The organism is Bradyrhizobium sp. JYMT SZCCT0428, assembly GCF_018131075.1.
Classification (GTDB): Bacteria; Pseudomonadota; Alphaproteobacteria; order Rhizobiales; family Xanthobacteraceae; genus Bradyrhizobium.
In genome coordinates this window covers 64925-87460 of record NZ_JAFCLS010000023.1, presented here as the reverse complement: position 1 = coordinate 87460, position 22536 = coordinate 64925, and the positions used below count along the sequence as shown (strand labels likewise).

Annotated in this window: 20 protein-coding genes and 1 pseudogene; 9 read left to right on the top strand and 12 right to left on the bottom strand. The window is 60.7% G+C overall.

The window, feature by feature from the left end; genetic code table 11:
• Nucleotides 1–818: 818 nt before the first annotated feature.
• Together JQ575_RS23505 and nagA are read right to left on the bottom strand one after the other, a co-directional pair.
• Nucleotides 819–2015, bottom strand: a complete 1197-nt coding sequence (locus JQ575_RS23505; protein WP_212035520.1) for an aspartate kinase — start codon at nucleotides 2013–2015, stop codon at nucleotides 819–821.
• Nucleotides 2016–3191, bottom strand: a complete 1176-nt coding sequence (gene nagA / locus JQ575_RS23500) for an N-acetylglucosamine-6-phosphate deacetylase (protein WP_212035519.1) — start codon at nucleotides 3189–3191, stop codon at nucleotides 2016–2018.
• Nucleotides 3192–3309: 118 nt separating this feature from the next.
• Between nagA and JQ575_RS23495 the strand changes: the two genes are divergently transcribed.
• From JQ575_RS23495 to JQ575_RS23480, 4 genes are all read left to right on the top strand, one after another.
• Entirely contained in the window at nucleotides 3310–3858 is a 549-nt protein-coding gene (locus tag JQ575_RS23495; RefSeq protein WP_212035518.1) for a BadF/BadG/BcrA/BcrD ATPase family protein, read from the top strand.
• 19 nt (nucleotides 3859–3877) lie between these two features.
• The gene (locus JQ575_RS23490) at nucleotides 3878–4822 is read left to right on the top strand and encodes an N-acetylmuramic acid 6-phosphate etherase (protein WP_212035573.1); all 945 of its coding nucleotides are present in this window, start codon (nucleotides 3878–3880) and stop codon (nucleotides 4820–4822) included.
• Nucleotides 4819–5832 (top strand): SIS domain-containing protein, encoded by a 1014-nt coding sequence (locus JQ575_RS23485; RefSeq protein ID WP_312016005.1) that lies wholly within the window; start codon nucleotides 4819–4821, stop codon nucleotides 5830–5832. Before JQ575_RS23490 ends, JQ575_RS23485 begins: the two co-directional genes overlap by 4 nt.
• Before the next feature lie 531 nt (nucleotides 5833–6363).
• Entirely contained in the window at nucleotides 6364–6567 is a 204-nt protein-coding gene (locus JQ575_RS23480; RefSeq protein ID WP_212035517.1) for a hypothetical protein, read from the top strand.
• Between the two features lie 513 nt (nucleotides 6568–7080).
• Here the strand turns inward: JQ575_RS23480 and JQ575_RS23475 are convergent.
• Nucleotides 7081–7580, bottom strand: a pseudogene (locus JQ575_RS23475) (NUDIX domain-containing protein).
• A gap of 375 nt (nucleotides 7581–7955) precedes the next feature.
• On the opposite strand from JQ575_RS23475, the gene JQ575_RS23470 reads away from it, so the two are divergent.
• Nucleotides 7956–8450: a hypothetical protein gene (locus JQ575_RS23470; protein WP_212035516.1), complete on the top strand. Its 495-nt coding sequence runs from the start codon at nucleotides 7956–7958 to the stop codon at nucleotides 8448–8450.
• A gap of 194 nt (nucleotides 8451–8644) precedes the next feature.
• On the opposite strand, the gene JQ575_RS23465 is transcribed toward JQ575_RS23470, so the two are convergent.
• Nucleotides 8645–9151 (bottom strand): lipocalin-like domain-containing protein, encoded by a 507-nt coding sequence (locus JQ575_RS23465; RefSeq protein ID WP_212035515.1) that lies wholly within the window; start codon nucleotides 9149–9151, stop codon nucleotides 8645–8647.
• A 90-nt stretch (nucleotides 9152–9241) separates the two neighbouring features.
• Between JQ575_RS23465 and JQ575_RS23460 the strand changes: the two genes are divergently transcribed.
• Nucleotides 9242–9760, top strand: a complete 519-nt coding sequence (locus JQ575_RS23460) for a hypothetical protein (RefSeq protein WP_212035514.1) — start codon at nucleotides 9242–9244, stop codon at nucleotides 9758–9760.
• A 1217-nt stretch (nucleotides 9761–10977) separates the two neighbouring features.
• Complete coding sequence (locus JQ575_RS23455; protein ID WP_212035513.1) at nucleotides 10978–11583, top strand: recombinase family protein; 606 nt, start codon at nucleotides 10978–10980, stop codon at nucleotides 11581–11583.
• 525 nt (nucleotides 11584–12108) lie between these two features.
• On the opposite strand, the gene JQ575_RS23450 is transcribed toward JQ575_RS23455, so the two are convergent.
• The 6 genes from JQ575_RS23450 to JQ575_RS23425 all read right to left on the bottom strand — a co-directional run bounded on the left by JQ575_RS23450 (nucleotide 12109) and on the right by JQ575_RS23425 (nucleotide 17957).
• Complete coding sequence (locus JQ575_RS23450; protein WP_212035512.1) at nucleotides 12109–12354, bottom strand: hypothetical protein; 246 nt, start codon at nucleotides 12352–12354, stop codon at nucleotides 12109–12111.
• Nucleotides 12344–12817, bottom strand: coding sequence for a hypothetical protein (locus JQ575_RS23445; RefSeq protein WP_212035511.1), 474 nt, complete (start codon nucleotides 12815–12817; stop codon nucleotides 12344–12346). The genes JQ575_RS23450 and JQ575_RS23445 overlap by 11 nt, the downstream gene beginning before the upstream one ends.
• Nucleotides 12818–13130: 313 nt before the next feature.
• Nucleotides 13131–15386 (bottom strand): AAA family ATPase, encoded by a 2256-nt coding sequence (locus JQ575_RS44820; protein ID WP_249166843.1) that lies wholly within the window; start codon nucleotides 15384–15386, stop codon nucleotides 13131–13133.
• Nucleotides 15383–15712: a hypothetical protein gene (locus JQ575_RS23435; protein ID WP_212035510.1), complete on the bottom strand. Its 330-nt coding sequence runs from the start codon at nucleotides 15710–15712 to the stop codon at nucleotides 15383–15385. The genes JQ575_RS44820 and JQ575_RS23435 overlap by 4 nt, the downstream gene beginning before the upstream one ends.
• Before the next feature lie 767 nt (nucleotides 15713–16479).
• The gene (locus JQ575_RS23430) at nucleotides 16480–16821 is read right to left on the bottom strand and encodes a hypothetical protein (RefSeq protein WP_212035509.1); all 342 of its coding nucleotides are present in this window, start codon (nucleotides 16819–16821) and stop codon (nucleotides 16480–16482) included.
• A gap of 65 nt (nucleotides 16822–16886) precedes the next feature.
• Nucleotides 16887–17957 carry a site-specific integrase gene (locus JQ575_RS23425; RefSeq protein WP_212035508.1) on the bottom strand — a complete coding sequence of 357 codons (1071 nt, stop codon included), beginning with the start codon at nucleotides 17955–17957 and terminating at the stop codon, nucleotides 16887–16889.
• 383 nt (nucleotides 17958–18340) lie between these two features.
• Here JQ575_RS23425 and JQ575_RS23420 point away from each other — a divergent pair, with 383 nt between their 5' ends.
• The gene (locus JQ575_RS23420; protein ID WP_212035507.1) at nucleotides 18341–18964 is read left to right on the top strand and encodes a TMEM175 family protein; all 624 of its coding nucleotides are present in this window, start codon (nucleotides 18341–18343) and stop codon (nucleotides 18962–18964) included.
• On the opposite strand, the gene JQ575_RS23415 is transcribed toward JQ575_RS23420, so the two are convergent.
• On the bottom strand, nucleotides 18961–19698 hold the full coding sequence (locus JQ575_RS23415; protein ID WP_212035506.1) for a 1-acyl-sn-glycerol-3-phosphate acyltransferase: 738 nt from the start codon (nucleotides 19696–19698) through the stop codon (nucleotides 18961–18963). The two genes, JQ575_RS23420 and JQ575_RS23415, sit on opposite strands and share 4 nt — an antisense overlap.
• A 154-nt stretch (nucleotides 19699–19852) precedes the next feature.
• Between JQ575_RS23415 and JQ575_RS23410 the strand changes: the two genes are divergently transcribed.
• Nucleotides 19853–20713, top strand: coding sequence for an alpha/beta hydrolase (locus JQ575_RS23410; RefSeq protein WP_312016004.1), 861 nt, complete (start codon nucleotides 19853–19855; stop codon nucleotides 20711–20713).
• A 205-nt stretch (nucleotides 20714–20918) separates the two neighbouring features.
• Here JQ575_RS23410 and JQ575_RS23405 read toward each other — a convergent pair whose 3' ends face one another.
• Nucleotides 20919–22535, bottom strand: a complete 1617-nt coding sequence (locus JQ575_RS23405; protein ID WP_212035505.1) for an ABC transporter ATP-binding protein — start codon at nucleotides 22533–22535, stop codon at nucleotides 20919–20921.
• Between the last annotated feature and the right edge of the window lies 1 nt (nucleotide 22536).

Here is a 22536-nt window from a genome sequence, read left to right as displayed (position 1 = left end):
AAATGCCATAATCGGTGCATCTGAACGCGCTCGTGCCAGTTGCCTAGCGCGAGCTGCCTCTCGCTTAGCCTTACGTTCCGCGTAACGTTTGCGACGCTCACGCAACTCCGCTTCAGTCTTCCTAAGATCTATCTGCTCAAGGCGCTTTTCTGGCTGCGCTTCCCTCGCGGCCTCCGGTACCACGTCAGACAGAGCTACCCGTTGGGGCGGCTGCGTTGGTTGGGCTGCTTCTGCAGTCGTAGGCAAGATGACTCTGACAGGTGATAGCGGTTGCGCGGTTGCGCGAGCCTGATAGCCCGTGGGTTCCTTGAGAGCCGAGTTCGCCATGAGAAGCCCGCCGCCAAAGCCAACACCGAGGATTGCGAAAGTCGTTCCCACTCCGGCGAAGAAAATGCGAGCGCTCGATGCCATGATCGTGTCTCCGATGATGCATATGAACGCATAACTGTTGGCACATGTTCCGCCGGGAAATAGGTAATGTCGTATCTTGGGCTGCGCAAAGTTGGGGCTGCTGGAACTTGCTGCAGCGGAGGTTGGGCCGTTTCTTAGCGGCTTAGGTCCATTGCCGTATGCGATTTTGCGAGGAGGTTGGCCTCGGCTCCGACAGGACCTCGCGCGGCGAACAATGCTAACGGGTTCGACTGCGTGAAGCGGTTCACCAAACCGTTGAATTGGTCAGCTCGCTGCATCCCCCACCGCGAGGGCAAGACCGGCCGGGCTAAGGTCAAAGCAAAGGCAGCGCGGCCATTTCGATCTGATTCGATTGTGGCCGGTACGAACCCAGCGGAAGCGATCCGAACCACCTGGCGAACCTATGCTTACTGGACAAGCGAATGTAACGCCCTAACCGCGGCCTCCCGGTTCTCCACAGGCACAAACAGACTGACAGAATGCGGCGACAACACATACTTGTCGGGCACAATCCCGTGAAGTCCGAGAACCTGCAACGCCCTGAAGGGCAATTCCGACGAAACGCCACCGAAGCACGTGAGACTCACCGAGCTTGAGGCTTCGCGCTGCTGGCGCAAATCCTTATTTCCGTCCAAAGTGCGCAACAGGGCGTCGAGCCACTCTGAATCACAGGCCATGGTCATGCTGCTTTTCCCAACCGTGAAGCTCGCGGCGAGGAGCTGCGGCCAAGACAGGCCGTTCCGCTTGAGATGCTGCGCGAATTTCTCGAAACCGTGATTGAGATCTTTGGAATCGATCTCCACGTGCTCAATGCGAGCCATCGAGTTGACGGCCAGAATCTTTCCGTCTTCCATACCTGTAACCTCTTTCATTACTTGAGTGCTGTTTTCTGTGCCACCCCACCGCTTAAGAACCAGAGGCACATCCTGACTTTGCGCCAGCTCTAGGCTGCGAAAATGAAGGATCTTTGCACCCCAGAAGCACATTTCGGACAGGGATGCGAAGTCCACTTGCCGCAGGGGCTTTGCCTCCCGCACGATGCGCGGATCGGCCGAACAAATTCCGTCGACATCTTTGATGATCTCGCAGCGATCGGCCTTCAGGGCCGCGGCCATCGCAACGGCCGTGGTGTCGCTGCCGCCCCGGCCGAGAGTCGTAATTTCCCTGGTCGCCGGGTTCACGCCCTGAAATCCTGCCAGCACCACAACGCGCCCACGATCAAGTTCCTCACGCACGCGAATGGGCCGTACATCCACAATGCGTGCGGAGGAATGGGAGCCATCGGTCATCACGCCGGCCTGGCTGCCGGTGAAGCTGATTGCGGGCACGCCGAGATCGGAAAGCGCCATGCTCATCAGGGACATGCTGACGCGCTCACCGGTCGTTAGCAGCATGTCGAGTTCGCGTCGATTGGGGGTCGGGCTTACCTGATAGGCCATATCGATCAATTGATCGGTGGTCTTGCCCATGGCCGAGACGATTGCCACGACCCGATGACCACGGCCATGCAGGTCGGCGAGGCTGCGCGCAACCGCGCAAATTTTCGCCGGTGTTTCAAGGCAGACACCGCCATACTTTTGCACGATGATGGGATGATTGCGCATCTAACCTCGGTGAGAAGCCTCGCTCGGCTCGCACATCGAACCGACGCCGCCTATCCATGTCCCAACGACCTCAAAGTTCGGACTGAAGGCGACAAGGTCCGCACGGTATCCGGGCGCGATCCGTCCAAGCTCGGACTCAAGACCCAGAAATGCCGCGGGCGTCCGAGAGGCCATGATGAGGGCATCGACAAGGGAGATTCCGAGCAGCGCAACAGCGTTGCGCACGGCCTCGATCATGGTGAGGTGAGCGCCCGCGAGTGTGCCATCGGGGCCAGCCACGCGATTTTCGTGCAACGTGATAAGCCTTCCTTGCAACATGAATTGCCGGTCGTTCGTGCCCGCCAGTGGCATGGCATCGGTGACCAGCATCAGTCGATCGCGTCCCTTGCAGCGGAAGGCAACACGCAATCCGGCGCGGTCAACGTGGATACCGTCGCAGATGATCCCTGCAAACAGCCGGTCATCGTCAAGCGCAGCGCCCACCAAGCCCGGCTCCCGGGCCTGCAATTGCGACATGGCATTGAACAGATGGGTCACTCCCGAGAGACCGCGATCGACCGCCTGCCTGATTTCGGCTGCGGTGGCGTCGCTGTGGCCGGCCGCGATACGCAATCCGGCGCCGATCAGTTCATCGATCATGGATGCAGGCACGCATTCCGGGGCCAAGGTTACAATGGAGCGGCCGCGGCCTCCAAAACTTTTGATCGCGGCGAGATCGCGCCGATCGGGCACGCGTATCTCGGCTTCCGGATGAATGCCCTTGCGAGACCTGTTGAGGGCCGGTCCTTCCAGATGAAAACCGAGAACGCCGGGAACCTTGAGACAAGCCTGGGCGACTGCAGCCAATCGCTCGAGCACCTCGCTGCGATCGGTGATGAGGGTCGGCAAGCAGCCCGTGGTGCCCTCCTTGCGGTGCGCCTCAACGATGCGTCGAACGCCAGCCTCCGTTGGTTGATCGTTGAGAAGAACGCCCCCGCCTCCGTTGACCTGAATGTCGATGAATCCGGGGGCAAGGACCGCGTCTGCGGGAGCGTGGACGGAGGCGCGCGCCTCCGCCTGGCCGAAGGCGATGCTTTCAATCCGCCCCTGCGAGATCCTGACCGACCCCGGCCCGCGCATGTCGGCACCATCAAAGATATGCTGCGCGGCAATCGTGAGAGAGGAAACCTGGCCCATCAGTGTTGATCCGAGAGTGGCAGTCACGAACTCGTGAGGCGGGTCGCGAACAAGGCTTCAATTGCACACCAAGGGGCTTTGGGACGGACCCGGAGCGAAACCTTCGTGTTAACCTTTCATGGGAACAAAAGGTACCATGTATCTCGGCATTGATGGCGGTGGAACCCGCTGCCGCGCCCGAATCGAAGACGAGAACGGCAGCGTACTCGGAGTAGCGAACTCGGGGCCTGCCACGATGCGAATTGGCTTCGAGAGGGCCTGGCGCTCCATCATGGAGGCCACTGAAGCGGCAGCCGCACAGGCCGGACTGACGGGCGAGGATTTCGCGCGGATGTACGCCGGAATTGGCCTTGCCGACGCTGCCTTCGCGCCGATCGTGATGCGGCACGCCAATCAAGGCGATCCGGTTGGCCGTCGCATTGTCGAACGCGCGGCGGATGCCATTGGCGATCTGCTTGATCTGTTCCTGGCGAGAGGAATTGACCGGCTCTCGCTGGTAGGCGGACTCGCGGATGTCATTACGCCCTGGCTGACGCCTGACCTGCGCGCCCGCCTGAAGTCTCCTGACGCGGATGCGGCGGCCGGCGCGTTGCTGGTGGCCCGAGGGCGGCTTGACCTACCCAAGAGAGAAACTGACCATGAACAGACTTCAAAGTTCCGCGTTTGATGGCGAATGGATCAACGATATGGCCACCGAAGAAGTCGATCCCCGTTTTGCCGATCTTGATGCATGGTCGCTGACGTCAGCGATGGAAGCTATGTGGGAGGGCCAGCTTGCGGCAGTCGCAGCGATCGGCCATGCCCTACCCGCGATCGCTGCGGCGACCGAAGCGGCCAAGGCGGCGCTGGGTGATCATGGACGCATTGTGTATATCGGAGCCGGCACCTCGGGCCGCGTGGCGGTCCAGGACGGCGCCGAGCTGATGCCGACCTTCGCCTGGCCCAGCGAGCGGGTCCGCTTCATCGTCGCCGGCGGAGACAGCGCGTTCGTCACCAGCATCGAGGGTGCGGAGGATGATGTCGACGATGCGGTCACGCAGATCAATGCCACGCAGCTCACACCGCACGACGCGGTGATCGCCGTTGCCGCCAGCGGGACAACGCCATTCACGGTCGCCGCCCTGCAGCAGGCAAGCTCGTTCGGTGCAGTGACGATTGGTGTTGCCAACAATCCCGGCACCGCACTGCTGACGTCGGCAAAGTTTCCGATCCTGATCGAGACCGGCCGCGAGCTGATCGCCGGCTCCACGCGGATGAAGGCAGGCACCGCGCAGAAGGTTGTGCTCAACCTGATCTCCTCAGGGATCATGCTGCGCCTTGGCCGGGTGTACCGCGGCATGATGGTGAACATGCAGCCGACCAACGCCAAGCTGAAGCGGCGCGCCGAGGCCATGGTGTCGCAAATCGCGCAGTGTGATACCTCGCATGCGGCACGCTGGCTTGAGCAGGCCGAGGGAGACATCAAGACGGCAGGCCTTCTGGCGCTGGGCGTCGACAGGGTTGATGCCGAGACCATTCTAAACAACTGTGACGGCAACCTTCGGCGCGTGTTTGCCGAGCTCGCCAGGGATCGTGACCGGCATCCCAAGGGAGGGGCTGCGCGCAAGCAAGGCGGAGCGGTTGAGCCGTGACCACTTCCGCGATGGCGAGCGAAATCGGGGGAAGCGCGGATGTTGTCGCCAAAATTGTTCGTAACCGCTCCGCCACGCGCGAGATCGCACAGCGAATTGAGATCGGCTCCGTCCCCCTGTGCGTCGTATGCGGCCGGGGAAGCTCCGGGCATGCCGGGGTTTACTTAAGATATCTTATCGAGACGCGACTTCGTCTCCCCGTTTCGACCAGCGCTCCGTCGGTGATCACGGCATTTCGCACACCATTGATGCTGCGCCATGCGCTGTTCATCGTGATATCGCAATCCGGGCGCAGCCCGGATCTTATCGCAGCGACCAGGTCGGCGCGCGCCGCGGGCGCCCGCACCATCGCCATCGTCAATGCGACCTCGTCACCGGTAGCTGACGAAGCGGAATTCGTCATTCCGATCGAGGCCGGCCAAGAGCATTCCGTACCCGCGACCAAGACCGTAATAGGCTCGATGGCAGCTGGCGCCGGCCTTGTCGCCGAGCTGGCGGATGATGATGCGCTGAGGTCAGCCCTCGATGGGCTGCCCGAGCGCCTGTACCGCGCAATGACGCTGGACTGGTCCAAGATTGCCGATGATCTCACCAAGGCATCAGCTGTGTTTGTGGCTGCGCGAGGCCTGGGCCTAGGTTCGGCGCGGGAGATCGCCCTCAAACTTTCGGAAGTCCTGCGCCTACCTTCTATTGGCCTGAGCGCTGCCGAGTTGCAGCATGGACCGCGCGCCGCGCTATCATGGCGCACGCCGGTTGTCATGATGCGCCTCATGGACGAAACGGCGGCCTCGGTAGATGCCCTGACAGAAGAACTGCGCGAGCAAAAGGTCGCGCTACATCTATGCGGCGGGCCGCATGGCTCGCTGCCCTGGTTGGCCGAGGATGATCCCGCCACCGACCCCATCACCATGCTGGTTCCGGCCTATCGGATGATAGAGCACATAGCGCGCGCCTCCGGGTATGACCCGGATCGTCCCCCTCGCCTGAGCAAGATTACCGAGACGTTCTGACAGCTGCCTAATCGCTTGGTGGCGGCCAAAGCCATAGAACGTCGAACTGAATGTGGGCCTTAATAGCTATCCGTTCGAACGGCGCCGATTAGCGGCTCATACTGTTCAAGTGAATGAAGACCGAGGGTCGATCGTTGAATGGCGGAAGTCCGCATGGACATCAAGGTCACCCTTTATCGTTCTGAGCGCGGAAGCGGCCTTCACCGAAGTTTCAACTCCGCAAACTTGCAACGGCACAGCAAAGCGACCCTCCCGGGGGCTTCTTCCACTTTTTCCATCGTAAGTCCGAAAGCGCCCGGAAGTTGCCCGGCTGGAGGTAGGCCGAGGCTTTTGAACCAGACGAACGTTTTTTCATCCTGCTCTAGGCGAGTGATGGAGCTGCTCGAAACGTATTGACCCGGATCGCGTGACATCTTGGTGCTCGCAGGTACTGCAGCGACTGATTACCGTTGAACCTCGGACGCTCCGGGAAGAATAGGAAACCTTCGTGGACAATGTGCCCTCAGGGGTCACACTTGTTGGAGCTGGAGAATGGTCGATGAAGTTCTTCGAAAGGCGGTCGACACAGCTTGGACCGTCTATCTGGCGACGCATCGCGACGTTGACGTTGCGGATGGTCGACGATGCCTATTGGAGCGGCATCTGCAAGGGAGGCTGGAGGCCAGCCAAGGCGAGACCGAAGAGCTCACGTGTTCTGGACTCGCCTACCTTGACCGGCTTCCCAAGGACGAATGATGAAGCGGATAGAGTTTATTGATCGGACAGATTGCAGCAGGAAGCGCGAGACCAGATTGGACGTTGCTCGCCCTTTCGTCGCTGCTTTCAACGTTAAGCACCCCTTCCACTTTCAAAACCCCTTCTTTTTACTCTTGTCGAATTTGTCGAATTTCCAAGTCCAGTACGGGCGATCTGGATAACGCTTCTTCCTGGGCAGCTTTACGATCGGTAGGCGCTGCTCGCTACCGTCGGCAATGGGTCTTGACGATGAAGCGCTCCTCACCCTCCTGAACGATCTCGATACTGAGGGGAGTTTTCGCCATGCCCATCAAGTGCAACGATCGCACGATGGTTCCTAAGAGTAGCGGACAGCCTGCCGGTTATCGGCCGGGCGCTATGCTCGACGCGTACAGAAGCGGGCGTGCTCAGTCCCTTTCCGCATCTACGAGCCGCGCGCGGTAGTCGGCGATGCGGCAGAGACGTGATGATTTACGGCGCCGGGCTCGCGGCGATGGAAAACACGCTCTCTCGCTAATGATCAGCTCCCGTCAATCTGACCAACGCCTCCAACAGACGATCGATAAAGAGGACCTGACCTTTCAGAATCTTTAGGCGCGCCTCGTACACGTTGAACCAAGCTGCCCGATCGAGCTCGGGAAATGGCTGGCGCCGCCCGGATCGCGGTGGCCATTCCATGTCGAACGTATTGCTTCGCAGATCCGCAGGATCCCAGTCGCCCTGAACAGCCCAAGCGTGAACCACCTTCCCGCCCGGTTGTTTTACCGCGCCTAGCGGGATGAAATCTCCCGTCGGATGGTGCCCGGTCTCCTCGGCAAACTCACGCCGCGCGGCAGCAAGTGGCTCCTCACCGGGAGAGATCAGCCCTTTCGGAATGCTCCACGCACCAACATCCTACGGCTCCAGAACGGGCCCCCCGGGTGGCCGAGCAGGAACTGGATGTCACTATCACGGTTTTTGAACAGGAGGAGGCCGGCACTCTCAGCCTTAGGAGATGAAGCTTTCGCCGGCAACGACACCCCCCCACACAACCGTCACTCGTAATCTAACCCGAAAGAACCTTGCTGCGCAGGTTTATCGTGAGGCACAGAAGACAAAAAGCATTACGCAAATTGCACTTGCACTGACTTGAAGCATAGCAAGCGAAAACATCTAAAACGAAATATAGCAGAGCGAAATCCAAAACGGTCCCAACCTATCTACACTGAAGTGTTCCTCCACTTTGCAGGCTATGCTCGGTGCTTGGCGTGTAAGAACCGAGCATGCCAACCAAAGCCTGAGCAGCGGCAAACAGCCTCGCCATACAATCCTCACAATTGAGTGTATCTCGCCCTTTAACCGCCAAAATTCATACGGAGGCTGCCTGCTGATACCGGTCTAGGGCGCCGATGATCAGGACGGTCTGGCTTGCGATTGTGTGTCTAGCACTGCTCAGCGCCTTGACTGTCGGCAAGGCGGTTAGAACGCCTGCCGGCCCCACAGCCGCAGAGGTCTTAGCAGACGAGTCGACGGTTGGTATTGCTGACGCTCAAGACGCGCTAGGCAAGGCCGATCGGCTTGAGATCAACTACGTGCGTCAGGAAACCCCGCCCCAAGCTGTCTTGCAGTCAATCGAGCCAACCGCACCTGTCGTCACCCCGCCTAGCCCACCGGTGGAAACCAAGATCATAAGCCGACACTGGCGCGATCCCAATGCATTTTCATCTTCGCTCAAAGATTCCCAACGGACCGAATCCAAAAAGAAGAGCAAAAACGTCGACCGCAAGCGCAATCAAGCCGCGGATCGATCCAAACCATCTGATCCGGTGAAGCCTTGCAGCCGGCCCGGTCCGTTTGGTGATCTGTTAAGAGCTGTGAATTTGTCGCCCGCATGCGCATCGTAGGTTTCAATCTGTTGCATTCATTCGCCCCTAAGGTTGATGCGCGTTGTTTAGCGAATCCGGGAAACACGTAGATATCTGCATGACCCGGGCAGCTCAGGAATCGCGGATTCACTCAGCGCGGGTCCGGGCCATGTGGCCGCCGCGCTCTTGAGACGCGCCCTCCCTGGCGATCCGCTCAAACAGTTTTTTCCGACCTACTTGGCGCGCCTGTAGACGAGCTCAGAAGACCCGCCCATCGATGTTGATGGGTTGGCGATCTTCAATTCGTCGGCGGTAATTTCGAATGCTCGCGTCTGTTCGGTTTCTGCCCGATTTGGGAACGAACTGCCCTCAAATTTCAGCGTGTAGGTTTTTTTCGTGTCGTCAACCTTGTATTTGCCGAAGGTGGCAATGCTCCCCTGCACCACGGATCTGTTTTCCTCTGGCGTGCCCTGTGCGCGGTTATTCGACGCAAACTTCGGCAGATCGGAGCGCACAATTTGCGAGGAGAAGTAACCGTTCTCGGTGAAGATCAGCAGCCCTTTTGGATTGGTGCCCCACGCCGGACTGCCATCGGGAAGTTTGGTTGTCGAGGAGACAAATGTCCAGGTCCCCACCAGTTGCTCCCTGACCGACTTCTGTTGACCAACGACGTTTCCCGGCAGCAGAGCAGCTCCCAGGGCCAACAGTACAGACGCGCTGAAAAGACTGGTCCGGTTCATATTATCCTCCTCATTTCCGTTGGTCAGATCTCCTTTTCGATCCTCGGGTTCCAGAACCGCTCAGGGCGGGCCGCTGTTCGTAGAAGGAAAATGCCCGCTCGGATGCCGCAATCTCGAGGCCAAGGCTCGCTGAACGAGATGCGCGAAACGTCCAGCGGCGTGAGCATAGGCTCCCAACACGCCGCGTTCTATCATCCGGTTGATTTACCTCGGATTATCCAAACCCAGGAAGATCGAGTAAAGGTTCGGTGCCCTGTTTTCGCGCAGAAGCCGTACGCGACCTCGCCGAGGAAGCTCGAAGTCGCGCAGCTTGCGTCCGCCTTCAAGAAATCACTGGCGGTCACCAGCGGTGGTCTTCTCGGCGCAACACGCGCCCAGGCGCTGTCGTGCGTTCGATCACGCTCAATGCACTGGGCGACGACCGCCGAGCGCGCGTGCGGCCGCCCCGTTGAGAGCGCGAACGATGATGTCCAAAGTCTCGCGCTCAGAAAGCGGTTCGATCTTGCCGTTTGGGTGCACGCGAAAGCCGGTTTGTTGAAGGCCGGCCGGTTGCTCACTCTTCTGTTTCGACATCTGCATTTTCTCCATGGTGGGGTCCATTTGCAGTAGCCGCGAGACCCGCCGCAGCGACGCGTGTGGGAAATTCCGGCGATGCGATTTCTTCAAGCGTTTCGCGAATCGCGCCGTCGAGGGTTTCGTAGGGCAACTGATCAGCCCGATTGATGTTACGCCTATCATCTGGCTAAGTTTGTCGTTTCTCGTCGTAGCGGACTGCATTGTTACCACCTTGTCGTGGTCCGCTCTTCGCCGCTCAGCGGCGGGTCTTTTATGATCGGCGAATTCGGTGACCAGCGCGTCTGGCAGGAACCGGCCGATCAATTTGCGCGTTTGGCTCGGTTGCTTGACTGCCGTGCTAACCCTTTTTCGGGCATTCTCTACGCCAAGTTTGGAAGCGTGGCATTTCTTCCGATGGCCATTCTATGTGCCCTCGCACTCCCGCTTGCGTGGCTTGGTTTCGCTGACGAGCGCAGCACACAGCACGTCGAGCGCCGCGAGGGCGGGGGTTGCGATTCTCGTGCGCCGCGGCGGGTGATGCGAGCGGACGCGACAGGCAAAGGCGCGGAGGAAAGTTTCGGGCTTCGAAAAATCCCTAGCTGGCACGTCGCCGGGCTTTCGGCTTCAGGCGCATCCCTAGATTTTGTCGTGCGGAGAAAGAGCCGAGGGAAGGGTTTTCGATTTGGTAGGCCCAAACGCACCATCGCAGCTCAATTCCAGTCGCGGCGCCACGTTAAGCACCGCGCTGGCGGCGGGCGGCGGCCCAGGCGCTGCTGCAGCGCACCATTCGAATTTCTGAAAAACTGCGCCGATTTGGGAAATGGTTGGAATGCCCGCCGATTTTTGGAAAATATGAGAGGCCCTGCCTGCCCAACATCAAAAGGAGCCCATTAGATAATTGAAATGCACCTGGTTCGAATTTAGGGCGGCATATGAGGAGCCTCCCGTGCGTGGAAAAAAAAGCGAGGTTCCCGCTCGACCCCTCCCCCCTACTCCTCCAGGGCGCGCTCTGGCGCGGAAGGCATTTGCCGTAAGGTCGTGGATCGAACGCAAAGGGCAAGCCCGCGCGCAGAAGCAGCGCTCGCTGCACGAGCTATCATCATCAACGCAGCTGCGGACTTGCGATCGCATAAGCGCCGTTCCAAAAACCCTATCGCTAAGCGTCTCAAAAAACCTTGCAAAATCAAACGACGGAAGATGTGGATTCAGTCGTTCCAAAACCAGCTGTTTATGGTACATGCTGGGGGCATCAAAACAGGAACGAAGTCACCATGAACGCCGCGAAGCGACCCAAGCGAGTAGCCCTCTACGTTAGAACTTCCACGGACCATCAAACCGTCCGCAATCAGGAACGCGAGCTGCAGGCGGTCGCAAAACGCCACTCGTGGACGGTGACGGCCGTTTATCGAGACCAGGGCATCAGCGGAGCCAAAGGAAGAGACAAGCGCCCTGGGCTCGCCAAGCTTATGCATGCGGTGTCCCGTAAGGAATTCGACATGGTTGCAGCGTGGTCGGTCGATCGGTTGGGCCGATCGCTGTTAGACCTTGTGGGCGTGTTGCAAGAGATGCATGCCAAACACGTGGATTTGTACTTGCACCAGCAAGGCATCGACACGACGACGCCGTCTGGCAAGGCAATCTTCCAGATGATGGGCGTGTTTGCTGAGTTTGAGCGCTCGATGATACATGAGCGCGTCATGTCCGGCCTTGCGCGCGCGAGGGCTGAAGGAATTCGACTTGGCCGACCGCCAGAAATTGCGGGCGACGCCGTTAAAGTTAAGGCAATCCGCGCCGCCCGTGCCGCCGGTAAGTCTGTTCGAGCTGTTGCGCTCGAGTTCGAGATTGGCGTCGGCACGGCGCAGAGACTGACCGCCTAACGCCCCTGCCGCGCGCGTAAGTTTGCCGATTTAACGACAACCGTGCCGCTCTCGGGCTTAGGCTCGGGAGCGTTTTCGTGATCGGGGTCGGTCTCGGCCAGTTCTTCGAAACGCGCTGATTCGAGCTGCGGAGCTTGATCGGCTAACGGCGCCGCTGGGTTCATCTTAGCTATTTGCTCCGCGCTCAGGTAGCAACCGGCCGGTACACTGTCTGCTCGCCGCGGCCATCAATTTGGGCCGCGACGGCTATGGCGAGGGCGGGCTGGTGGGTTATTGCGAATTCTTAGGCCTCTACCATCCGAAAGCGTTTGCCGGTTTGCTCGGGAATTGCTGCAAGTTTTGCACCAGGTCGATTGCACTGAGGGCCGGCTGGCGAGCCCGCTGAGCGATGTTAATTTTCGGAGCGACATCGGAGGGTCGCTTAGGGCGGGTTTTTCGGCAACCCGCCTAAGTGGCCTGGAAAGCGCGCCCTGGCGCCCTGGGAGCGCGCGCCCTGCGGAGGCTGGTTCGGGACGGCCGATCGATTTAAAGGTCTCCAGCGCGCCAGCGTCCGCCGTTTTCGCGGTCCCAGGACGGCCGGCGCGGCGGCTTCGGTCGGATTCCCGGATCACGCATGATGACAGCACGGCCGGCGCCTTCATCGGCAAAGGCGCGCGCGATCATCCGATCGTACCAGCTCATCGGCGGTTCAGGTGCAGTGGTTGGAAGCTCGGGCTCGGGCCGCTCGGACTCGAACAGATAGACCGCGATGAGCTTGCTCTCAAACCACACGGCGCACGCCGGCTCGCTGCAGGTGATCGGCTGTGGTCTCCGCGGGTGCGGTCGGTTGCTGCTCGTGCTCGATTGTTTCGCGCCCTGCCTCGCGCAGTCGCTCGATATCCGCCTCCGTAAGGAAGTGATCGCTCGGGATTGAAACGATGTTGATCGTGCCGACGACACCGCTGTGCTGGAGGTCGCCATGGATCTGCAGTGGCAATAATTTTGCGAGCAGAGCGCCGTGCGTTCGCGGATGATTGAAAGCCAAGTGCAGGCAAAAACCGACCAAACCATCGCGACCACGTCCGTCGCTGCCGTGCAGGACTGCGCTTTCGATCAAACCTTGCCGCAAATCTTTCGTGATCCTCGATGTCGCGCCTTTCGGTCGACCGAGGCCTGGTCTCAGGTTTTTGAGCCGCTTGGCCTTGCCCGTTTCGCGCAGATTGGGCAGCTCGAAATCGGTTTTAGGCATTGGCATGCCAAGATTCCAATTTTCTACAAACAAGGGCCGGCAGTCGTTTTCCCCACCTCCCACGCTACGCCCGTTTCACCCTCCGCGAAAGATCCGCTCTACTCCGCCGCCATCGTCGGCTCCGGCTCGATCATCTCGAACTTATGCCCGACGAAACATCCGCCGGAACACGCATGATGCACCTGCGTGCTCCACTGCTCCACCTCGTAGTGGAGCAAAGTGGAGCAAGTGCCGCATTATTCTGCTCCACCACCACCCCTCTAGGGGTGTGGGGGTGGAGCGGAGCAGGTTCCTTTGCTTTTTCCAGGTGGAGCAAAACTCAGTCCTCATCGGCCACCTCGATGAAGATTTTGGTCTTGCGTCGGTCGTCCTGTTTTTCGACCTCGACCAGCGCCCCGGAGGCCAACCATACCTTGATCAGACCAACTACCTTGGCCTTGTTGGCCCTGTCGTTCAGGTTCAGCTTCAGCGCCTTGGCCACGGCATAGCCAACCCAGTTGTTGGCCTGGGTGCTTTTCTTCCACTCACCTGCCCGGATCGCGACGGCAGCCTTGTCGAAATCGGCCCCGGTCACTCCGTCGAGCGGGTTCGGCCATTTCCAGGCCGTGACGACGCCCATGCTGTCGCCGCGATCGAGTAGATCATTGGGATCGCCGTTGCCGAGGTTTACCGTCGCCGAACGGAACCATTCCCTCTTGTCGACCGGCAGGCTCAGATTGTTTTTGCCGTCGGTGATCCTGAAGTAGCGCTTGCGGCCGTCGCTAATCCCGGCCGTCTTTGCCTCCTCTTCCGTCATCACGTTAAGCACCCGAGCCGGTCGCACCGCATTGAGCAGCGCTACGGCGCCGCGTCCGTCCTCCACCGTGACCTCGGTGCCGTTGGTTTTGCGCGTATGGTGCCCCAAGTCGATCGCGATGTTGCAGATATCGGCGATCATGGTCCAGGTTTTGGCCACCGCATCGACGGCGTTGTTGTCGTTTTCGGTCACGTTGTGTGAGGAGATGAACGGATCAATGATCGCGACATCAATCTTGTTGTCGCGGATGGTCTGGATCAGCGCCTCGACCACCGGCACGGCGATGATCACCCCATCGCGCCCCTGCGTGGCGATCACCAGCCTGCTGTCAGGATCGCGACCGCTGTTGATGAACAACCAGCCATCGACCTCCTCAGGCGTGATGTCGTAGTGCAGGCAGGCGGCGCCGACGCGACGCTCCAGTTCGTCATACGGATCCTCGCCATTCCATAACCAGACGCGGGCCCGCTGTGGCGGTTGAACTCCGAGCAGCCCCCGGCCGGTGGCGATCGCCAGGCCCTCGATGATGAATATATTAGTCTTGCCGCTGCCGGAGGGAGCAAAGGTTGCTGATCCAAACTTGCGGATCAGGTGTCTGCCGTAAATCCACTGCTGCTTCGGTAATGATTTCGGGTCGCGAAGTATGAACGGCTTGGCCTTGATCAGCGGCGGCGGTGAAGTTGTGCCTCTGGTCCCGGTGCCGGTGCCGGTGCCACTTCCGTTTCCTGTGCCGCTTCCAGTGCTGGTGTTGCCCGTCCCGCCGCTACCGGCGTTGCCTGCGTGGGCATGACCGGTGACCACCACCGCGCTATCGATCAACGCCTTGGCATCACCGCCTTCCGCAATGCAGTCGACCGCATCCCAGCCTTCCACCTTGCCGCTCGGAATCTGCACGATCGCCACCCGACAGCCGAGCGCCATCAGCACCGCGGTGGCGTCGCGCGCGAAGGTCTCGCCGGCTATGTCAGCGTCAGGCCAGATCGTCACCGTCTTGCCCTTGAGCGGCGTCCAGTCGGTCTTCCCGACCGCGTTGGCGCCACCCATGATGGAGGTCGCCGCAAAGCCCAGGTCAGCCAGCGCGTTCGCCTTGGCTTCGCCTTCGGTCAAAACCACGGTCTTGGCCGCCGCGATCGCCGGCAACCGAAACAGCGGACGCGGATGAGGCATCTTGCCTTTCCAGCGCGGCCCACCGTCGATCACCTCAAAGCTATAGGTCAGGAACGTCTTGCTCGCGCGGGTGCCGTCAGGTTCGTAGCGTCGCACGATCGCTACTATCTTGCCGTCGACATCGAGATATTTGAAGCTCGCGACCGGCGCGCCGAGCTGCACCATGTCCTCGATCGGCTTGGTGCCGAACTTCACCGCGTCCGCTTCGATCTTCTCGATCGGTGTCGGTCGCCAGGGCCGGCGCTCGATCTCGATCGGATCATGCAGGAAATACTTGGCGATTTCCCGAACGCTGAACAGGAAGTCGGCGGCGTTGTCGACAAAGCCCATGTTGAGGCGATACAGCGTAATCAGATCGCCGCTCTGCTTGGTCGAGTGATCGTGCCAGACGCCGCGCTTCGGTCCTTTTAGCTCGATCTTGAGACTGGCGCCGGCATCGCCCTGGACGTTGCCGATGCGGGCCACACCCTTCTTGATCAGCGCGCGACCCTTGCACAGCCATTGCACAAAACCTTCAACGTCGGCATTAATCCGATCGCGAACGTCGTCGACATCGAACTCGTTGGCAGCTTTCAGTTCGTCCTGTCTCGGAGCGTGATTGAGATCAATCATGCTGCGTCTCCCCGCGGTCCCGTCATCAGTCCCGCTCTCCGTCGCATCGGAAACACGTTGCTTTCGTCGAACCGGCCGCTGGCAGCGATCGACAACGTCGTGTTCAGATTGTCGAAATGGCAGCGGGCCCAGCGGCCGACGATCGGCGTGTCGGGATGATGCCCGGCATTGAGCAAGCAGTTGGCGCTGCAGATTAGTGGCGTGTCGGAGACGCAAAGCCGCTGGCCGTCATACGTTGCCGCGAACAGTCCATTCCCGACGCGATGAAAGACCAGACGCAGGGCTTGGCGCTCGCGCGTGTCATCGTTGGACATCATCGTGCTCATGATGCATCCGCATATCGATGTTAGATCCGTCGCCTGTGCCGTCAGGATCGTCGGAACGTCCGACCGAACCGCCACGATGGTGACGACGGGAGCGCCGGGCGCGAGATCGATTTCGCCGCATGCAGGCGGTCCCTGATGCGATCAGCGAGCAGCGGCAGAAGCTGGTGATCACCTCGTGTGGCTGGCGAGCGCGGTGCCTCGCGAGATCGAGCAACTGGAAGAAACTTTGGTCAGGCAACATGATGATCGCAACTCCGGTGTCGGGAGCCGCGGCGGCAGAAGTGCTGCTTGAGAGGGAACCGGTTGCGTGCTAATGGAAGGTTCTCGATGCCCCACCAAGATGCGTTGGTTGGTTTCCTCGCTCGGTAGCGCCCGCTGCCGGGCGGTTTTTTTTCAGGCGTTGGCCCCCCTCGGTGCGACGGGCGGCGCGGCGTTTTCTTCGTGTTCAGGCATTGGCTGCGCGCCCCCGCGTGCCGCCATTGGCGAGCCATTCGGCCAGCTTCGTTTTAGAATACATGATGCGGCGGGCCACCTCGCAAAAGTCGGGACCAATGCCTTGCTTGCGATAGTCGACGAGGGTTTTGTGTGGGTGACGTCGAGGGCGGCCGCAGCCTCGATCTCATCGACGTAGCCGAGTTCGGCTAACAGGTAGCCGGGCGGCAATGGTTCACACAGATCACTCATGGCAACTCCACCTTGTTAGGTAGCGTCCCTATGAGATGGACCTAAACCAACTGCCATTAAAAGCGTTTTTTACTGCCATAAAATCAGTGCACGTGACGACGTTCTTCGTCGAGCTGATTGGCAAGCTTCCGGGGATCGTTAATCTGATCCAGCCACCAGGTCGCCATTCTTATCGCGCTGTCTACCAGGTATCCGTCGGGGCCGCCGACCCCCTGCCTGATTTCAATTAATTCCTTGATCTGGACCGCCAGCCAAGCGCGCCGACGCTGATTAGCCTGATATTCGCGCCACAGCCGGTACATGCTGCGGGTGGATTTCCAGCGCTGTGGGTTGCGCCGATGGAGTCTGTGAAACACATTTTCAATAATGTCGTATGGCTTCCACTCGCGCTCAACTTCCAGGCCGAATTCAAGCGCCTCGATCAACGAGCGCCTTGGCCGCCCTTTATACTTGCGCGGTTTTTCATCGATGGGTCGTCTGACCCTGCGCATCACGAGCGCTCGACGAGGTCGGCCAGATCGGTGGCCACCAGATGAGCATAGCGCTGCGTGGTCCCGGGCGCGGTGTGGCCCAGCACCCGGCCGATCTGCGGCAGCGATGCACCACCACGAGCGAGCGCACTGGCGCGGCTGTGGCGCAGATCGTGAACTCGAATATCCTCGCGGCCGATGATGGTCCTGACTCGAAGCCAAGCACGGCGGCATCCATCGTAATCCGGCAAACCGATGTGAAGTAGTTCCTTGGCGATGGCGAGCGCCTCGGCCTGCAGCGGGACGATGTGCAGCTTCTTCTGCTTGGTGCTCGCGGCCGGTTTGATCCACAGCTTGCGCTTAGCGTCGATCTGAGAGGGCTCAAGAAGCAAAACCTCGCCAATGCGGCAGCCAGTGAGAAGCGCCAGCCTAAGCGCCAATGCGGCGTTGCGGGTGTCGTCGGCGTCGAGTGCTGCGTGAGCGGCTGTGATCTCGTCGGCATCGAGAAAAACATGCCGCTGGTTTTCGGGCCGCCGACGCACGCCCTTGGCCGGGTTGCGGTCGATTTTCTTGTCGTGCTCCAGCCACGAAAGGAATGCTGACAGTACGGCAATGGCGCGATTGGCCTCGGTCGACGTGCGTTTCGCAATCTCGCCGTGCCACAACTCGATAGCGTTGCGGGTGATGCCCTTCGGCTCGCCCTTGCCGAAGGCCGGAACGATATGGCTGTCGATCAAGCGCAGATAGCTTTTGGCGGTCGATGGCCGCCGCGTAACCTTGACGGTTTCTTTCCATTCCTCGATCAGGTCGGCTACCCGCCCTCCCCGGCCGGGCGTGACGATCTCCCCGACGTCGGCCTTGAGGCGCATCTTGCCGGCGTGGGTCCGGGCCTTGCCGATGGTCCACGCCGGAAATCGCCCGATGGTGGCGCGGCGTTGCCGGCCATTATCCCGCCAGTCGAACACAAACACTTTGCTACCGGTCGGGTAGACACGAACGGCCAGACCGCTAACCTCGCTATCAAAGTAGTACTGGTCTGCATCGGCTGCCTTAAGGGCGGCAATGCCCCGGTCGGTAAGGCGTTCGGCCATAAAATCCCTCGGATGTCCCTTGATGAAATCGTCAACAAACCGTCAACACTTGAAACGTATTTCAGGCGGTTCCGAAGGGCAAGCGAAAAGGTGCGGAAACGATAGAGAAACCAGACAAGTCACTGGTCTTATTCGCTTTATAAAGAACAACCAATTGAGATGGCTGAGAGACCACAAGGGCCCAAAAAACGACTTAAAATCCCTCGATGGCAACGTCGTGTGGGTTCGAGTCCCACCGCCCGCACCACGCTTCGCCCTGACGGGCTACGCGTGGCGCAGCCACGCTTAGGCCGTAAGGGCGAAGCGTGTCCGGCGTAGCTGAAGCGCAGCGAAAGCGAAGACGGACTGGCGAGGCAAAGGGGACGCTCTGGCGAGCGACGGCCATGGCCGGGACGTCGGGGCGAAGCGTGGGCGGGGGAGCGACGTTGCAGCAGACTAGTCTTTTCGAAATGCGCCGGCTGGAGATGCTGAGCAACACGATATTCGGCGTTGCCATGACACTGCTCGCCTACGACCTGCCGAAGGCCGCCAGTTTTGCCAGCGCACCGGCCTGGATCGACCTCGTTCGCGTCTATGCGCAACCGGTCATCGCGCTGACGATCAGCTTTGTGGTGGCCGGCCTGTTCTGGTTCAGCCATCACCGGCGGCTCGCCGTTGCGCCGGAAGCCAGCCGCGGCGTGGTATTCCTCAATCTGCTGTTTCTGCTGTCGATCATCATCCTGCCGGTGACCAACGGCCTCTATGGCAGCTATCGGCTCGATGGCGTGGTCGCCGTGATCTATGGAATCCATCTCGCTACGATTGCCACGCTGAACGGGCTGCTGTGGGTTATCGCCCTCAGGGCCCGCCGCGATATGCCGTTGCGGGTGACGGTGTTATTTCCGATCCTGGTGTTCGTGATCGGGACCGCCATCGCCACCTTCTCCCCGAAGGTGGCGCAGTTCATCTGGTGCCTGGCCTTTTTCTCGCCGGTCGCAGGCTGGCTCGCCGGACGATGGTCGCGCTAAAGAACGACCTTCGCGTCGGCCGCCTTGATCAATCGGCTCGCCTCTTCGGAAATTTGCCGCTCGACCTTCGCCTGAAACTCTTTCCGATCCAACCCCGGCGGAATCGGCGGCAGATAGGACAGCGAAATGTTGCCGCTGTGAATCATCAGCGTCTTCTTGCCCCAGAACAATCCGGAATTATGCGCCGTCGGCAACACCGGGATATCGAGGTTGGTGTACAGCGCGGCGATGCCGGCCGCGTGGAATGTCATGGGCTCGTCGACCGCCTGGCGCGTGCCTTGCGGAAATATCAAGACTTTGCGGCCCTCGCCGATCGCGTCCCTTGCTTCCGCGATCATCTGCTTGAGCGCCTGCCGGCCGGCTGACCGGTCGACCAGGATCATCGGATAGCGGTGAAGGAACCAGCCGACGACCGGGATATTGAGCAGCTCTTTCTTGGCGACGATGCTGGCATCGGGAAAAATCACGCAGAGCGCAACCGTCTCCCACAGCGATTGGTGATTGCAGGCGATGATGCATGGGCCAATTGGAATGTTGTCGCGGCCTTGCTCCCTGTAATCCAGCCCCACCACGTATTTCAGAAGAAACACGATGCCGTGCGACCACAATTGGGACACCGCGCGAACTTTTGCGCTGCTCGCATCGAAAACCCACAACAGGGGTATCGCCGGCGACAGCACCAGCGTCCACAACAGCACCAATGCATCGAATGCGACCGATCTCAGATAATGCAATGATAATATCCCTTGAGGCTTCTGCGATTGACGGGCCCCAGATACAGTACTTTTCGGCCCTTGCATAATTCCGGACGGGCCCAGACCACCGCCTGCCCCAAAGAAAAATCGTTTCACCGTGGACCGGCCGGCATTGTCTATCTAGGATTGTCGCGTGCCCGCCCTGGAACAGATCACCATCTCCCCGCAACTCACCTTCGACGCCCTCGTCGCGGGCGAGCCAGGCGCGCCGCTGGTGTTGCTGCTGCACGGCTTTGCCGAATCGATGCATTGCTGGCGCGCCCAGGTCACGGCGCTCGGCGACATGGGCTACCGCGCGATTGCGCCGAGCCAGCGCGGTTACTCTCCGGGTGCGCGGCCTAACCCCCGCGAGTTCTCGCACTACCTGATCGACCGCTTGATCGACGACGCGCTGGCCATCGCCGCGGCCTCGGGCTATGGCGAGGCGCGTTTCCACCTGGTCGGCCATGATTGGGGCGGCAGCATCGCTTGGGGATTGGCCGACCGTTGCCACGAGCGGCTGGCCTCGCTCACCATTCTTTCGCGGCCCCATCCGAACGCGTTCAATCGCGCGCTGCACATGTCCGACGGCGAACAGGCTAGTCGCTCACGACACCACAAGGCGTTCCTCGAACCTGACGCTGCGGATGTGGTGCTCGCCGACGACGGCAAATGGCTGCGCGATCGGCTCATTGCCAACGGCGTTCCCACTGAGGCGATCGAACGGCATCTGGCCGTGCTTGGCAACAAGGACGCGATGGAAGCGGCGCTGGCCTGGTACCGTGCGCGCGGCGCGGTCCGCGGGCCGCTCGGTCCGATCCGCGTGCCCACGCTCTACATCTGGGGCGACGCCGACGACACCGTCGGCCGTGTCGCCGCCGAAGGCACCCGCGATTTCGTCGCCGCGCCCTATCAATTCGAAGTGCTGCCCGGCGTCGGCCATTTCGCGGCCGATCAGGCGCCGGACCGGGTCAGCGAATTATTGCTGGCGCATATCGCAGCGCACCCGGATTGACGGAACCTGATGCCCGCTAAAATGTTGTCCTGCAGCAATTGGAGCATGACGACATGGCCAGCGAACAACCTTCCGAAAAATCTGATGCCACGGGGAGCAAGCCGGCCAGGGATCCGCACTCGCCTTCGCCACGGCCGCAAATCCCGTCTCCGCTCTCGAACGACGGGCCAGAACTGCTGCGCGACAGCAACTGCTAGGAGAGCCATCAAGCGCTGGCGGCGAATTCCTGATTGCGGCCGGGCGCGGCGTCGAACAATGCCCTGGTATATTCGTGCTGGGGCGCGGCGAAGACCTCCGCCGTGGTGCCCTGCTCTACAATCACCCCGCGCTGCATGACCGCGATCCGGTCACAGACCTGGGCTGCAACCCGCAAATCGTGGGTGATGAACAGCACCGCCAGATTGAACTTTCGACGCACCTCGTCCAGCAGCTTCAGCACCTGATCCTGCACGGAGACGTCGAGCGCCGACACCGGCTCGTCGCCAATCAGCAATTCAGGTTCCATCGCCAGCGCCCGCGCAATGCAGATCCGCTGGCGCTGGCCGCCGGAGAACTGGTGCGGAAAGCGATCGATCGCGGCGGGAGGCAGGTGTACGATCGCCATCAGGTCGCGCGCGCGCTGCAGCGCCTCCTTGCGGCTTACGCCAAAATTCATCGGCCCCTCGATGATCGCCTCACCGACCGTGCGGCGCGGATTGAGCGATCGATATGGATCCTGGAAGATGAACTGAACGCGCCGGCGCATCGGACGAAACTTCGCCTCCCGCATTGCCGCGATATCGATGCCGTCAATCTTGATGCCGCCGCCTGAGGTGTCGACCAGCCGCGCGACGCAACGCGCCACTGTCGACTTGCCTGAACCGGACTCGCCAACAATGCCGAGCGTTTCACCGCGACGGATCGTCAGCGAGACGTCCTTGACCGCGGCCACGACGCGCGCTTTCGGCTGGAACAGCGATCGCTTGCCATAAGTCTTAAAGAGATTCTCGGTCTGCAGGACCACCGGACCGGTCACCGGAGATCGCTTCGGCGGCGTCATGCTCGGCACCGCGCGCAACAGCATCCTGGTATAGTCCTCGCGCGGGGCCCGCAGCACTTCCTCACAGGGGCCCTGCTCCACGATCCGGCCCATCTGCATCACCACGACACGGTCGGCGATCTCGGAAACGACGCCGAAATCGTGGGTGATGAACAGTACGCCGGTTTTCGTGCGCCCCTGCATTTCCCGTACGAGCTTGAGGATCTGAGCCTGCGTGGTGACGTCGAGCGCCGTGGTCGGCTCGTCGGCAATCAGCAAAGCGGGGTCGAGCACCAGCGCGGCCGCAATCATGATCCGCTGGCGTTGGCCGCCTGACAGCTGGTGCGGATAGGCGTCGATCATCTGCTCGGGGTCCGGCAGATGCACCGCGCGCATCATCTCGAGCACCCGCGCGCGCTGCTCCTTCTGGTCGAGCCTGGTGTGGATCTCCAGCACTTCACGTATCTGGTCGCCGACCCGCTCGACCGGGTTGAGCGCGGTCATCGGCTCCTGGAAAACCATGGCCATGCGGGTGCCGCGGATGGCGCGCAACTCGGTATCGGATTTGGTGAGCAGTTGATCGCCCTGCAGCCGGATCGAGCCGGTCTCGACCTGCATCGCGCCCTTCGGCAACAGGCCCATCACGGCCTGCGCCGTCACCGACTTGCCGGAACCGGATTCGCCGACCACGCAGACGATCTCGTTAACATCGACGGTGAGGTTGATACCCTGCACGGCGTGCGGCCGGTCGCCTCCCCTGATGGCGACGGAAAGATCGGAGACTTCGAGGACGGTATTGCTCACA